Source organism: Aquimarina amphilecti, from assembly GCF_900109375.1.
Taxonomy (GTDB): Bacteria; Bacteroidota; Bacteroidia; order Flavobacteriales; family Flavobacteriaceae; genus Aquimarina; species Aquimarina amphilecti.
In genome coordinates this window covers 356206-371062 of the sequence record NZ_FOAB01000002.1, presented here as the reverse complement: position 1 = coordinate 371062, position 14857 = coordinate 356206, and the positions used below count along the sequence as shown (strand labels likewise).

19 protein-coding genes are annotated in these 14857 nt (G+C 31.3%); all 19 read right to left on the bottom strand.

Annotated features, from left to right (window positions below):
- Positions 1-44: 44 nt before the first annotated feature.
- A complete protein-coding gene (locus BMY33_RS05960; protein ID WP_091406632.1) occupies positions 45-440 on the bottom strand; it encodes a DUF2721 domain-containing protein in 396 nt (131 codons plus the stop codon).
- A gap of 29 nt (positions 441-469) precedes the next feature.
- Positions 470-2395, bottom strand: a complete 1926-nt coding sequence (locus BMY33_RS05955; RefSeq protein WP_091406630.1) for a T9SS type A sorting domain-containing protein — start codon at positions 2393-2395, stop codon at positions 470-472.
- A complete protein-coding gene (locus BMY33_RS05950) occupies positions 2395-3105 on the bottom strand; it encodes a hypothetical protein (RefSeq protein WP_091406628.1) in 711 nt (236 codons plus the stop codon). The genes BMY33_RS05955 and BMY33_RS05950 overlap by 1 nt, the downstream gene beginning before the upstream one ends.
- A gap of 131 nt (positions 3106-3236) precedes the next feature.
- Positions 3237-3977 (bottom strand): hypothetical protein, encoded by a 741-nt coding sequence (locus BMY33_RS05945; protein ID WP_091406626.1) that lies wholly within the window; start codon positions 3975-3977, stop codon positions 3237-3239.
- 61 nt (positions 3978-4038) lie between these two features.
- On the bottom strand, positions 4039-4593 hold the full coding sequence (locus BMY33_RS05940) for a hypothetical protein (RefSeq protein ID WP_091406624.1): 555 nt from the start codon (positions 4591-4593) through the stop codon (positions 4039-4041).
- Between the two features lie 134 nt (positions 4594-4727).
- Complete coding sequence (locus tag BMY33_RS05935; protein WP_091406622.1) at positions 4728-5063, bottom strand: zinc-ribbon domain-containing protein; 336 nt, start codon at positions 5061-5063, stop codon at positions 4728-4730.
- Positions 5064-5129: 66 nt separating this feature from the next.
- Complete coding sequence (locus BMY33_RS05930) at positions 5130-5450, bottom strand: hypothetical protein (RefSeq protein WP_091406620.1); 321 nt, start codon at positions 5448-5450, stop codon at positions 5130-5132.
- 103 nt (positions 5451-5553) lie between these two features.
- The gene (locus BMY33_RS23670) at positions 5554-6132 is read right to left on the bottom strand and encodes a hypothetical protein (RefSeq protein WP_139195600.1); all 579 of its coding nucleotides are present in this window, start codon (positions 6130-6132) and stop codon (positions 5554-5556) included.
- Positions 6133-6384: 252 nt separating this feature from the next.
- Positions 6385-6858 carry a hypothetical protein gene (locus tag BMY33_RS05920; protein ID WP_091406615.1) on the bottom strand — a complete coding sequence of 158 codons (474 nt, stop codon included), beginning with the start codon at positions 6856-6858 and terminating at the stop codon, positions 6385-6387.
- A complete protein-coding gene (locus BMY33_RS05915) occupies positions 6855-7391 on the bottom strand; it encodes a hypothetical protein (protein ID WP_091406613.1) in 537 nt (178 codons plus the stop codon). Before BMY33_RS05915 ends, BMY33_RS05920 begins: the two co-directional genes overlap by 4 nt.
- An 86-nt stretch (positions 7392-7477) precedes the next feature.
- Positions 7478-8491: an RNA ligase family protein gene (locus tag BMY33_RS05910; RefSeq protein ID WP_091406611.1), complete on the bottom strand. Its 1014-nt coding sequence runs from the start codon at positions 8489-8491 to the stop codon at positions 7478-7480.
- Between the two features lie 12 nt (positions 8492-8503).
- Entirely contained in the window at positions 8504-9118 is a 615-nt protein-coding gene (locus BMY33_RS05905) for a hypothetical protein (RefSeq protein WP_139195599.1), read from the bottom strand.
- 20 nt (positions 9119-9138) lie between these two features.
- Positions 9139-9750, bottom strand: coding sequence for an SIMPL domain-containing protein (locus BMY33_RS05900; protein ID WP_091406607.1), 612 nt, complete (start codon positions 9748-9750; stop codon positions 9139-9141).
- Between the two features lie 69 nt (positions 9751-9819).
- Positions 9820-10470 carry a hypothetical protein gene (locus BMY33_RS05895; protein WP_091406606.1) on the bottom strand — a complete coding sequence of 217 codons (651 nt, stop codon included), beginning with the start codon at positions 10468-10470 and terminating at the stop codon, positions 9820-9822.
- Between the two features lie 64 nt (positions 10471-10534).
- Positions 10535-11116 carry a peptidoglycan DD-metalloendopeptidase family protein gene (locus BMY33_RS05890; protein ID WP_091406603.1) on the bottom strand — a complete coding sequence of 194 codons (582 nt, stop codon included), beginning with the start codon at positions 11114-11116 and terminating at the stop codon, positions 10535-10537.
- On the bottom strand, positions 11101-12126 hold the full coding sequence (locus tag BMY33_RS05885) for a Kelch repeat-containing protein (RefSeq protein WP_091406601.1): 1026 nt from the start codon (positions 12124-12126) through the stop codon (positions 11101-11103). The genes BMY33_RS05890 and BMY33_RS05885 overlap by 16 nt, the downstream gene beginning before the upstream one ends.
- Positions 12127-12299: 173 nt before the next feature.
- Positions 12300-12797, bottom strand: coding sequence for a hypothetical protein (locus BMY33_RS05880; protein WP_091406598.1), 498 nt, complete (start codon positions 12795-12797; stop codon positions 12300-12302).
- Positions 12798-12918: 121 nt separating this feature from the next.
- On the bottom strand, positions 12919-13422 hold the full coding sequence (locus BMY33_RS05875) for a hypothetical protein (protein WP_091406596.1): 504 nt from the start codon (positions 13420-13422) through the stop codon (positions 12919-12921).
- 30 nt (positions 13423-13452) lie between these two features.
- Positions 13453-14766 (bottom strand): tetratricopeptide repeat protein, encoded by a 1314-nt coding sequence (locus tag BMY33_RS05870; RefSeq protein ID WP_139195598.1) that lies wholly within the window; start codon positions 14764-14766, stop codon positions 13453-13455.
- Positions 14767-14857 lie beyond the last annotated feature (91 nt).

The following is a 14857-nucleotide window of genomic DNA, read 5'->3' as shown; positions in this document are numbered from 1 at the left end:
TTAAAGTTGGTTAAAACATAAAGATTCTAACAATATAAGAATTTCTAGTTATTTTCTTCAATTCTATCCAACCTAATAGACAATGCTTTAGTAGAAATCTGAACCTCTATAAATGATAAAAAAAGTGAAATCATCAAAGCAAATAAGCTTATCCCAAATATTAAGTTCGCTAAGCTGTTGTTTTCTACATATAATAAGAACATAGTAATTACACTGGTAAGGAAGCTAATAATGGCTATCGCTTGCATATTTCTTATCAACCACAACCGCTTTCTGAGGTTTTTAATTTGTAGTACTGTGTTTTTTGATGGAGAAGCTTGATATTCTTTATGCAACTGTCTTATCAATCCTGCTATAGCCAAATATCTAGCATTATATGCCAACATTGTAAGAGAAATTGCAGGAAAAAGCAACGCTGGAATACTCATAGTAAGTGTCATAATCACAATATTTATGACACTAAGTTAGTTTAATTTGGAATAGCTTGTTTTATTACTTTATAAGTTAATCTAGTTTTTTCATTCTCAAGCGATAAAAAATAAAAACCTTCTAAGAGATTACTTATATCTATCGGAAATTGACATTTGTTTTTCTTCAACACTAATTTTCCATTCATATCAGTAATAACAACATCATATATTTCATTATTATATACGTGTATATAATGATTTGTTGGGTTTGGGTAGATAAAAATCTTTTTTTGTTTATTTTCTTCTATTGATAAACTAATATCGATAACTTCAAAAGCTCCAAGGTCTTTATTAGAATTAAAAGGTCTTTGATTATTAATTATGTCAAAATAAACTGGTGTACTGTTACTTCCTTGATCAACCATTGGGCTATATTCGGTTGACATATAATTAGAAATATTGTTTTGATCCGCAGCTGATTCAGGCAAAGTTCCTGAAATATAATCTGGATTTTCCGTAACCAAATTATTACTGGTAAAGATATTCGTGCTGAGAATATCTTGATTTAAAACTTCTCCTTCTATTTCTGTGGGAACAGAAATGACATTATTCTGGATAGTTACTTCAAAAGCATCTCTAACTCTTACAATTCTTCCAGATATTCCGCTTTCTGGAGTTACAGGTCTCCAATTTACTGTATTATGAAATACATCTACTTCACCAGATAAAACACCATTTCCATCATTACCTACAAAAACCGCATTACGATATCCATCAATAACATTATTTCTGATAGTGACATTAGTCGCTTCTATATTAATTCCATTTATCGTTGGTCCAAAGGATTGACCCATATAATCCGAATTCTGACCTATATAATTACCTTCAATCGTTACATCAGAAATAGCAGCAACAGTTTGGGCATTTTGAGGATTGACACCTAATATTCTATCCATATTATTTCTATAAATCATAACATGCCTTTGTCCATCACCTCTAACAGTGATAGCCGTTTTGGTATCTACCAAGTTTGTTAATGTATTATGTGCTAAAAACTGCTTTTCCCCTCCTTGAATCCTAATACCATGTTCGGGTTGCGCGGTACCTATTAATTGATCTATTGTATTTCCCACAAAAGAAAAACGATTACTATCACCAGAGAATACACCTATAACTCCAAAATCATGTAATTGAGAATCAAAAACTCCAAAAAGATTCGATTCATCTTGGTAAATTGCTCTTCCTGTAGCTTGTTCTATCTCCAAACGAAGTGCTACAATATTCTCGGAGTTGTTTAAAACTGTAATTGCTCCTGCTCCAAATGGACCAGTACCTTGCGGTATTAAATGAAGATCCATAATCCTTATATCAGAAGAATTTATTAATTGTAAAACTTCTTCTGTATTAGAAGTTAAAACTGGAGAGTTTCCTGATCCATATGCGCCAATAATAATAGGTCCATTTTGTAGTTCTTCGATATTTTCCCCATTAGTATCAAAAGTATCTCCTCTTCTAAACAATATTTGCTCATTACTATTCAATTGTTGTAAGGCATGCTCTGCAGTTCTCCAAGGAAACGCCACACTTGTTCCATCGAAGTCATTGTTTCCATCTTCTGATACGTAATATGTTATTCCTGTAAAAGAAGTTACTGTTATGGTAATAGTTTGCACGTCTACATTCCCTTGAGGATCTGTTACCGTGGATTGTACAGTATATATTCCTGGTTGTTCAAAAACATGTCCCGCTACCATTCCTTTAGAAATGTCCCAAGTACCATCAGGATCTGTATTGGTAGTGTCAAAATTCCAAGAGAAATCAGAATTTGTCAAATCATTAGTTCCATCTAAACCTGCAGACTGTGTTGCATCAAAAAAGACATATAATGGAGCTACTCCTGTAATTCGACTTGTTTCTATTTGTAGTGTTACTTGACCAATTGCAGAAAAGTTACTAAATAATAAAAGGTAGAGAAAATTTCTCATCACTCTCCTTCTAGTGAAAACCTAAATGCCCCATTGATGTTTTCGATATTATTATTTTGATCCAACCCTTCTCCCCATTCTCCGTTAAACGTAGCTGCTGGTTCACCTCTTCTACCATTCACAATACCTTTCAATAAACGATTGTTATTATCAAAATTGACTGTCATAATTGATCCATCTATAGTCCAAGTTCCTTCCATAGAAAATATATCACCATCACTAATACCTAATAATCCAGCTGTTCCTTCTTTTGTAAAGTTTATAGAATTACCGGAGCCAAAAGACTCGTTTAAATCATCATTTACGTCGTTATTAAATCCCCCATAAAACAAACCTTCAATAAAGGTGTTTTTAATAGTAACTGTTACGGTTGTACTTTCTATCGAATTGGATGCTGTTATAAAAACCTCTGTCTCACCCAACGGGATGGATCTATCCCAGGAAAGTACACCTGTTTCTTCATCAATAGACAAATTATCTCTTGAAAATAAATCATCCGGTGCTGTGTTCGGCAATGTTGTAGCAGAAAATGTTCCTCTCTCTTCTGACCAATTCACTGCTGGTGGTAACGTTTCTCCAGCTTCTAAAAAACTGGTCTCAATGAAACTTTCTTCATATACAACTCTTAATCCATTGTTGTCATCATCATTATTACAAGCATTTATAATAATAAAAAATAATAATGCTCCTATATACTTTATTTTCTTCATCTGTTCTTTAATTAAAGCGTTATAATTATAGAACAGTAAGCTTCTAAATTTTAAAGCTTACTGTTCTTTTAAATAGGGGTGAGGGCTGACTTACACAAATATGTATTATAGAATAAAACAATCTTTAATTTTTAAAAATCATCTTTAAAACTAAATGCTCCCATTAACTCTTCGATATTATCATTATCATCCAGTCCTTTTCCCCATAATCCAGAAAATACTATTTCAGAATCAATTGCAGGATCATCGGGTAATATTGTAGATAAAACACCTTTCATTACTAAATTTTCTCCTGGATAATCGATATGCGTATATGAAACCTTTATAATATTTCCTTCAGCTTTCCAATTTCCGCTACCAACTACAGTTGAATCGAACTCAGAAAGTAATGTTACCACACCATCATCTCGTAATTGTAAAAGGAGATTATCTTCAATAATAGATGAGAAGGGATTATCTGAAGTATCATTATTGAAGCCTCCAGTCATAAACTTATTTCGCCCAGTAAATACATTATTAATTGTTATCGTTACAGAGCCGGTTCCAAATTCATTCGATGCTGTAACAAATACATTAATTTCACCAAGAGGCAAAGAATTATTCCAACTAAGTACTCCGGTTTCGGAATTAATAAAAATGGAATTTCCTACCAGATCAACTTCTTCTGATGACGGTAATGTTGTAGCAGAGAATGTTCCATTTTCTTCTAACATATTTATTGTTGGAGGGATCGTTTCTCCTTCTTCCAAAAAACTAGTCTCAATCAAATTTTCTTCATACTCAATACTTATACTATTAGAATCATCATCACTGGTGCAAGCATTTATAATTACCAAAAACAGTAATATTCCTATATACTTAATTATTTTCATCTGTTATTTAGTTTTAGTAATTTATACATAAAGCAGTAAATCTTCAATTTCTTAAGAGTCATCATTTAATATTAAAGAGATCTACTATTTCCTCGTAAGACATGTTTTTATAATCAGCAGCTGATCTTCCTGCAGCTACACCTCCAGGAATTATAATGTATCTATACTCTTCAAAAAAGTCAAAATCAGTACTGTTATCATTTCTTACTAATCCAAAAACCCGTAGAGAATTATTTGAGATTCCGTATGTGTATAACTGCTCTTCAAATCGATATTCAAATGGCAAAGCGACCACTTCAACTGAAGTATCAGGAATGACTTGTCCCCGAGCAAAAACCTGAATATGACTAGTATTTAAATCTATTCCCATGTTTGTAATTTCATCAGCAGTTGCAATTTGGAAACTTTGACTATTAAGGGTACTACTATCAGAAAAACCATTAGGAATCCAATCAGAATAAATAACATTTGCCGTTCCGGTATCTCCATCGACCCCATCAACTCCATCAATCCCATCTTGACCAGCAAGACCAACAGCACCATCTTCTCCATCAGAACAAGAAAATATGAACAGTGATATTGTAACTATTATCAAACATTTTACTAAATTTTTCATCGCTTTTATTATTTTAAAATTATACGACAAACATAAATGTTACTTGTTTTTTACATGTCCGATATATTTGATATTCAAAGAATCCGGACGTATTTGGGTGGATAAAAATTCCTTATAATAAATAAGCCTTTTATTTATTTCATATTCGTCATTAGTGCAGCCCAAAGGATCATAACTATAAGTATTCCCAATCCTGCAAATTGCCAAATCGGTCCTTTAGTTTTATTTTTTAAAGTAATACACTCTTGTTTTATAGGTTCCGGCATCTCCTTTATATTAAGAACATGCTTGCAATGTTGACACTGAGACATTCCTTTTTTACCTATAGGAAATATTGGAATCCAGAAAACATGAACATGTCTTCTAAACACAATTAGCCTTAATGAACCTTTAGTACCACAACTTGGACAAATAGATCCAGTAGATTGTTTAGATGTTACATAAACTGATCTGCTGCCAAAAATTATCATAGTGTTTTAATTTTTATAATTTTCCTTAAAACTACACCTATAATCTTCCTTGTTTTCAGGGTAATTTTAACTTATATTATTGTTGTTTGATTTAATCAAAATCAATTTTTTAACTTCTAAATATTCATCCTTTTTAGACATTAGGTTGCTACTAATATTTCTTTTTCCACCTTCGAAATGAAGAATTAATAAATAACTATCATTGATATAAACTTCATTGATTTCAAATATGCTCAATAGCGTTATAGTAGTGAACTTTCTTTTTAAACCTATGGATGGTATTCTTATTTTAAAATCATCTATGGTTAAATACCCTCCCAAATATTTATATTTCTTTTCTTCGGTAATGAAAAATGAATTTCTACTCCAGGATACTTGTTCACTCATACAATACTATTTCTCATTAAACTGAATCTCTAATACTCATAAAAATTTATAAAAACCCCGAGATAAAGACTCGGGGGAATTTTAAATTATTATTCTAGGATAATTATTGGATATTAAAAAGTTCGGAAACTTCTTTATAAGACAGGTTTTTATAATCTGCTGCTGATTTTCCTGCAGCTACTCCTCTAGGGATTATTACGTATCGAAAATCTTGGAAGAAAGTAAAATTATTTGTCCCTCCATCAGTAGTGTTAACTCTTATTTGTAAACCTGTTCCTCCTGTAACATCAAATAATCCAAATGTATAATATTCATCTTGTGAAGAAAAAAGGTATGGTAATTGATAAATTCCATCCAAATCACTTTCAATGTCTCTTCGCCCGTAAACTAAAACAACATCTGTTTCAGGGTTAAGTTCTGAAGCATTAAATACTTCTATTCCCATAAGGTTATTCTCCGCAGCAGAAGGAACTAAAAAGTTTACAGGGAACCATTCAGAAGAAATAACATTCGCTGTTCCTGTATCACCCTGATCCCCTTGATCTCCCTGATCTCCTTGCGGACCTTGATCTCCCTCAATACCTTGTTCACCTTGCGGTCCTACCGCACCATCTTCTCCTTCGCAAGAGACAATACCTATAGATAGTAATGCCACCATTACACATCCAATTAAATTTTTCATTGCTTTCATTTTATAAAAGTTTTTAATGTTAATGAAGCAAACTTAAATAAGGGTGGTTTTTTCACTATCCGAAAAGTTTGAATTTCAATAAATTCGGACGTATTTAGATAACTAATACCGTCTCTAAGGAAAGATGCCTAACATATCTATCACTCCATTAGTTATGGTTTTAGATTTGAAGAATTAGGGGATATAAAAACTTTGATTCAGAATGGATAGTGTCTAGTACTTGCGCTTAGTTCATAAAATTCCTCAATATTCTGTGAATTCTTTCCTGCTTTCTTTAAACAAACTTAGTATGTCATTATCCCACTTAAAGTCATTCAGATACCATTTATCATTTTTTCCTTTATAAAATGTAAACTTTATTAGTACACCACTCCTTTCATATTTTAAGACATACGTTATCATATACATCAAATCTTCGATTACATCTTCCTTCACCAACTTATTCCCAATTGAAACACCATATTCGACTTCAAATGTTTGAAAGTGGTCCATTGCTCTCTGCTGTATATATTTATATTCATCTCGTATGAAAACCCACATCATACCTGTTTTTATAAGACCGTCGACAACATTATTTTGTGAAAAATCATCCATTATTTGCTGACATTCCGCTTTTATTTCTTCTCGATTTGCAAATCCTTTTTCTTTTTGTGAAAAGCAAAGATGCTGACAAAGCAAAACCAGAATAGAAATTAAAAACTTGCTCCCGTTCATCATTTTTTAAATAATCTAAAAATTTTATATACAATCCTTACTTCTACATTATACCCATTCCATATTGGTGGAAACTCATCATCATATCCTTTTTCAGAAGTACTTTTACCCGCTTTTACCCATAAGAATAAATTACGCTGTTTCTTTCTGTTTAATTTAAATCGAATTCCTAAATTAATATTTCCATTACTAAATCTTCGTATCACCTCATCATCTTTAGTCTCATAAGAATTCGTGCTATAATCAATGGTCATAAATCGATATCCAATTCCGGTTTCGAAATGAAAAAAAATGACTGGAGCAATTCCAGCAGAAATTCCGGGTAATGCATATATTGAACCCTTCCCAATAGTATACTCTATACCTGCAGATAACTTAAAAGTATATGGTGGTATTGCTATACCTTGTATTCCATATGCCACTCCACCAGCAAGGTTCATATTAATGCTTTTCTCTACATAAAGATTATGATCTTGTTGTCCAAAAAGAAGAGGTATACTCGCTATATGAAATAATAATAACGTTATTAATCTCATTGTTTTACTCATATGTAGGATGAAAAGTTTGTTTAGAATACTATATTATCTACAACTATAAATTCAGTTTTTATTAGTTTTATTCTCTACCAAAGTCTGAAAATGAGTTGCCTAATATCTGCTCTTATTCGATCTATGATCCACTTCTTTTCTATTGTATCCATACCTTCTAAAATCCCATTATTATCCAAATTAAAATCCAGCAAAGTATCTTCTAGAAATTCATTTTCTAATTCAGATATTCTTTGCTTCTTATTGTGATCCATAGCCCCAATTTTAGAAATAGCACTATCTAATCTATTTTTAGTCAAATAATTCCGTATTTCAGACATTAAAAATGATAGTTCTTCTCTATGAGAATTTGTGTTTTCAGTAAAAACCCACTTTTTTGCTTGATGGAATTTCTTTTCTTCTTCGAACTTATTGTTCTTAATTTTAACGACTGGTCTCTTATTTACATTTGTTGTATAATCATATGGTTTTACTATTATTCCCTCGATTAAGTTATCAGATATATTGGGTAGGTTTAACTCTTGTGGTATTTTAGAATTTATTGATATATTAAAATTTAAAGCCTCTGATAATTTACCAACGAATAATGGTTTGACAAATGATATATTATATTTTTCAAAATATGTTATACTTTCTTTATACGATAAATAGTACTTAGCATCGGAAATTATTGCTATGTCGAAGGCGAAGAAGTTTATAGAAGGGGCATAATAAACACCTGTTTGTATAGCCTGTACTCTTTTATCTGGAGTAACATTTTCATGTGGATATATGCCTCCAAAAAGCTCTCCATAAATAATATATCTTGTTGCTTTATATTGTAAGCTTAACTCTTCAAAAAGCTCAAGAATATTACTTTCGATTTGTTTTACCACTAGTTGAAAACCAAAAAAATCACTTTTCCAGGTCAGTAATTCCTTTCTTTTAGCAAATTTAAGCTCTCTATTTTCATAGATAAAACTAAAATTGGCACCGTGTATTTTTTCTGTCGCAACCCAATCTAACTTATCCAAAGATTTAAAATCATGAGCATCAAAACCTTTTAAATTCTTAGCAATTTTTTCATATCCAGAAAAACTTTCTATCATTGGGTTTTAATTTTAGAGAATAGTTTTTTTACAAGAAATAATTTGCCTCAGTTCTGATCCAAGTTCTATTTCATCCCAAATGTGTACATCATCTTCAATAGACAGAGGATTTTGGTCTGATTGAATATATCGTTTTATTGATGTTATAATTGGATCATTACCGTCGCTAATCTTTAGTATTGATTTTCCACCAGGAATACTATTACTACCTTCATATTCATAACAAAATATGATTACTTTATCTCCTTTCTTAACATCTACATTAGCAAAACAATCCGAAGAAATGTATGTTTCTTCTTGGTAATTATTGTTTTTAAGTTTTTTTGAAAGAAGCACCTCATCTATTCTTACAATTCCCCTTTGAGATTCATACTGTTCTTTTTCGGTTTTTTTATAAATTTCATCAATAGTTCCTAGAAAAACCAGACTATATTTTTCGCCACAATTGCCAATAAAAGGACCATTTTGTGGCCACCAATAGGTATATCCTATAGTAATTGTATCGTTTACTTTGGCTTCAATACTAGAAACCTTTTCTAAATTCTTTGATTTATTATTACAACTTAAACCAAAGAAACATAATAGGCATATTAATACAAGGGTATTCTTTTTTATTATCGAGTTCATTTGAACTATTTTAATCATAATTATTCTAGTGAAAAAATAACCTTAACATAATATTTTGTTGGCTCTTTTAAGGCCACCACATTATAATATTTGTATTTGTTATTTGGGTTTTCAATTTGAATAACGTCTCCAACTGTTTTCCCGATATTAGTAGCTATTTGATCAGCTGTTTTTCTTGCATCATTTACTGCTTCTTTACTTAATTTTCCAATTTCTTCATTGGTCATTTCTTTGGCAATGATATCTACTTTTGTATTGGTTACACCTTCTATTTTATGACTTATAATTTTTTTCACTTCATCTAACGAAGTTGTTTTATAAAAATAAAAAGAAGAAGTCGTATACGCATATGAAGAAATACGATACATTATATCTTCTTCAAAACGACTAAAATCAATATTCACTCTACTTAAAGCAGCAGCGAATTCCTTTTCTAATTCGCTTACTGTTTTGCCTTTTATGTTTCTATAATTATCACCTATAACTTCCCTAAATTCTACATTTACAATATAGGTGTTGATTTCATTTGTTTTATTCGCTTCACCAATAACCGAAATCGAATTTTGTTGTTGTGCGTTTAAAAAGCCTTGACATAGTATGAAAACTATGAGTATTTTTTTTATCAAGTTCATGACGTATTTTTTTAAATTATTTATATGAATATTAATTTGTTAATCGAATTTAAAGAGCATTTTTTTACTTTATTTGGATATATTTCTTAGCCATTCTTTATAGCTCACATTATAAATTGAAGACTTATTTTTTTGAAAAAAAATGATTGCTTCATTTGTGCCTTTGGTCTGATAGATTGTTTTTAATCTATTTCTAAATATTTCCTGATTACGTAATTGTTTTTCACTAGGCAATGGCCGTAAAGGTATTTCTGCTCTTGGCATTAATCCTATGAAATATTTTAATTTAGATATGTAATTATATAATTTATCATCCTTACTTTTTCCGGATAAAATGTTGACAGCAGTTTCTATTAACCATTTATTATAAGGCAGATCATCTTCTATTTCTTCTAGCTGTTCTATCATATATGATTTTGGATATGGCGTTATGCAACTTGTCCAACAAGCCCATACTATTCCTCTCCAATTAAAATTGATAAAATCCTGAAACAGTTTTTCATCCATAGCCTGCACAGTTCTATAACAGAGATATAAAAATTCTAAGCGTTCGCATTTGACCGAAGGATATAGTGGAATATATTTTGAATAGGTGTCTATTATTTCAAGTTGATACTCAAGTAGTGTTTTTGCACTATTCAAACGCCCTACTCTCAGGTAATAGGGATATTGTAAAAACTCTCTAAAATCAAGATAATTATATTTTTTACTATAATTCATTCCCACACCATTAACAATCTATAAATCAATTATTTAACCCATATTAAATTTTATCGATGACCTACTAAGGAATAACTGTTTCTGCAGTACACCATTCTTCAGAAAAGTTAATGTGTTGTTGTACAAAGTTTTCTGTTCCAAATTGTAGTGGACACCTCGCTATATTTTGATCATCATTTACTTGAAGTTCTGTCCTGTTTCCAATACCAATAACACCAATAATCTGACCTGCATCCACTTGATCACCAACAGAAATATTTATATCCAATACATGGTCATAAATAATGAGCCAGTTAGAATTATTACTTGGTTTTATCCATACCTCGAAATCCTCAATATTTATATTCATTCTAATATCTTCTACAACACCATCACTAACTGCTCTTACCTCTATATCCGATTGGTTGGTGAAATATTCAATCGCTGGGTTTTGTTGAGTTGGAGTTAACGACTCACCAAATGCTATAAATGAACTAACTCGATCCATTGGTATTTGTGTAACAGTAAAAGATGGTGGAGTTTGATCTATCAAAAGATCATCATCACTACAACTTGCAACTAATAGAAAAATCATCAAAACCTTAATTAACTTCATATTGAAAGAATCAACTACAATTTCAGAATACTGCACTATTGGTATCCCCATATGTCTTGAAAATAAGTCGCATCATTTTCAAGACTAAAACCATTAATAACCCATAGTCTATTATCAAAATGCAAAGAGGTATGATATCCTCTTTCTGGAAAATTTTTCTTTACACTCACAAGCTCCCAAGTGACTCCATCTTGACTAAACCAAATATCATTATAGTAGTCATTTTTAGGTCCTATACCAGCTGTTAACCACATTCCTTTTTCATTAACCGTAACTGCGTGATTTCTTCTAGGGGAAAACTGAGCGCTAGGTGTCACTAAGTTCCATTGAAATCCATTTTTAGAACACCAGACATCATTAAGGTAGTTTCCATTATTATCATATCCTCCTATAACCCAAATTTTATCATCATATAATACCGAAGCGTGCCCATAACGTCTACCAAATGGAGCTAGATTAGTCACCAGATTCCATTTTATCCCATCACTACTTATCCATATATCTCCTTTTACATCGAAATTATCACTTAACCCACCAATCAAAAACATTCTGTTTTCTATGCTTGCCAGCGTGTGCCATCTACGTGCAGAAAAAGGAGCATTTTTTGCAGTCTGTATCCAATCCTTTCCATTAGTACTGCGCCAAACATCATTAAAGTACTGGTTTCCTTGAGTACCTCCAACAATCCACATGCTATTTTCAGCAACTGTCATAGCGTGTCCATATCTTGCTTTAAACCCTGCATCAGGATTTATTTCTTCCCAGTTTTTGCCATCTTTGCTACTCCAAACATCGTTATACGTAAATTGGTTTCGGATGCCCGCAATCACCCACATTTTATCATCAAATACAGTTGATGTATGAGCTGCTCTTCCTCCATATGGAGTTTCTTCATTTACTACAGTATTTGGAAGCGTAATTCCACCTACTGGGAGCATTTTTTCTGAAGAAACCTGAGAAGCCTCCTCATGTATATCTTCTTCTTTTAATTCACAACTACAAACAATCAAAAAAACCACTAATAATCTATAGATGTATCCAATTCTAAATCTATTTTTCATATCATTCTTCTTTTACTATTTCCAAATCAAAAGTAAACAGCGGTATTTTTCTAAATGTCCGAGAAGTTTGAATTTCAAAGAATTAGGACAACTCTTAGTTACGAATAACAAAAAATGCCTGTAAATTTTATTTACAGGCAAATACTATGTGATTTTAAGCAGCTTATTTACAACTACTTATTGTTTACTGTTACCTCTTTCTCTCGAAGGAAAGAAGTGTTATTGGATTTGTTATACATTGATATTCCTATTTTCCATTTTGTAGTAGACAATTCTCCATAAGAAGGGAACTTTAATGTAACAACGCTAGAGGAGAGTTCTTGCAAATTTAACGCAGTTTCCCAACCAGTAGGAGAAACAGCATCTTGTCTTAAAATTCTTATCCTAAACCCCCTTTGATCTGGCGGTATCTGCTTTAATGCAACTGGGTCTGCTACATAATTGTAGGTTGCTTTTACTAAGGCATCCACATTTGAGGGACCAAAAACACCGAACTGTGTTGGGTTTCCCCATTCACCATCTCCTAGAAATCCCCACATTTTACCATCCTGAATAATTTCAATTTTTGATTCTGATACGTTTTCTTCAGTAATTTGGAGTTCTGGTTGTGTACAAGATGCTATTAATCCCATAAAAACTAATACGGCTAATTTTTTGATTTGTTTTTTCATGTGTAATATGATTTTAGATTTATGGGAACAAAATTATTGACAACACTACTTTTGAATGTCCTATAAAATTGAATTTCAAAGAATCCGGATATTATTAGGACTTTTAAAGATGTCATATTTATTATGGAAGACTCTTCTTTTTTAATCGTACGTTAATCTTCATTTTGTTTAAAAAATCATTGTTACTCCAAATGGGACTTTCTCTACAAAGACTTTGAGTATTTTTCGGCTTAATTTTTACAATTTTGGTTTCAAAATGTTGCTTTTTTTTGATCGTGGTATCTTTTATCATTATAAATTTCTCATACAATTTCCCTTTTCCCGAGACTATTAGTATATAGCAACCATTACATAATGGGAATTGATTAAAACTAGAGCGTTTCTGTATAATCTTGTCTATATTTTGAGTAAACACCAATTCATTTGTTCCGTTTTCTCCATAAGATTCATTTTCATACGGATTTCCTTTAGAATCTGTTACAATAATTTTCAAACCATTGATTGTTTTCCCTATTTTAAATTCACGAACATCAACTATTACAATTGACGACAAATCCCAAGGGCAATGTTGCGCATAAGATGCGGAAATACTAACTAACGCAATAAAAAATACTATATACCTCATTTTAAATATGATTTCTTTTGCAAAAGAGTTTTAACAAAACTTTATTCTCCGAACTTTAATTATATAGACAAGAATGATAATAGAAATAGGAATTATGAAGAAAACTATGGTAGGTATATTCGTTTGATTTTTATCTGTTGTCTCCTGTTCTTTTACTGGAGTTATATCTGTTTTGCTTTGCAAAGTATCCTTTAAAACAACAGTATCTTTTGGTGAATTTTCTAATTCACTAGACTTGCCTTTTCTATACTTAGCATAATGATTTTCAACTTTGTCAATTTCAGTATTCGTTTTCTGTAATCTTACTCCAGTGGAAGGTTTTTTATAATATTTTTTTGAAAACTCAATCTCCGGATCTTTGCCAAGTTCTATCCATCTAATCTCGTCTTTACGTATTTTTTCAAAATACGCTGTTCCTTCTGTAATTTCCTCTTTTAATGATTTTTCTAGCTCATCAATTGTAAATCGATCACCTCTTCTTTTTGTATATTGGTAATAGAGCGTAAGCGCAATCTTCTGATCATACAACTCCTTTGTAGCTTTTTCTTTGCTGTGGTAAGAAGCCTTAAAATAGGCTCTTGCAGCTAATTGTCTTGCCCCACTTTTCCAACCATTTGCCATTAATAAATCCCCTAGGGCTTCTAATAAAATTGGTGAGTCATAATTACCAAACTTCATCATTCCCATGACACCTTTTAGTGCTTTATGAAGTTCTTCTTTTGGCAATGATTTCTTTTCTATAGTATCTTCTTTCTTACTATAGTATTTATCACTTAAAAAAGTATAAAAATTATCAAATGTCTTTATAGGAAAACCTCCACGAGTATTATCAAACCCAAATGATAATGGAAGAACGACTTTTCCATTTTTCCTTTTACTTAGTACATATTCTACTAGATGTCGTTGATAGATTTCTCTTCCGAAATGAGCATCTGGATTTATTTCAATTGCTTTGTCAATATATTCTATTCCTTTTTCTAATTGATTATTATGAATGTAGAAAGTTCCGAGGTTGGCATATGTTTTATAGTTATTAGGAGCAATACTATCTTTTTTCAGAATAATCTGAATCGCTTTAGAATCATCACTAATTTTTGAATACGCAACGGCAAGATCATCATATAGTTCTAAGTTATCGGGAGTTTTTTGTAGTTTTTCTTCTCTATCTTGTATTCGCCATTGATAAAACTCAGGTGAATGTCTTAAAAATTTTCCTGTTATTAACTCAATTACATCTGGAAACTGCATTCTTTCCATTTCTATAGTGTCATAATCCCAAAAACAAGAGTATCCAAAAAAACACATAGAAAAGGTACATACTAAAAATAATGTAAATCGTTTCATATCATAAATTTAAAAAAAAGGATCCTCATCACTGCGGTTAGGTTAGATAATGAGGACCCACAAGTAATGAAAAGCAAATTGGACAAAAAAA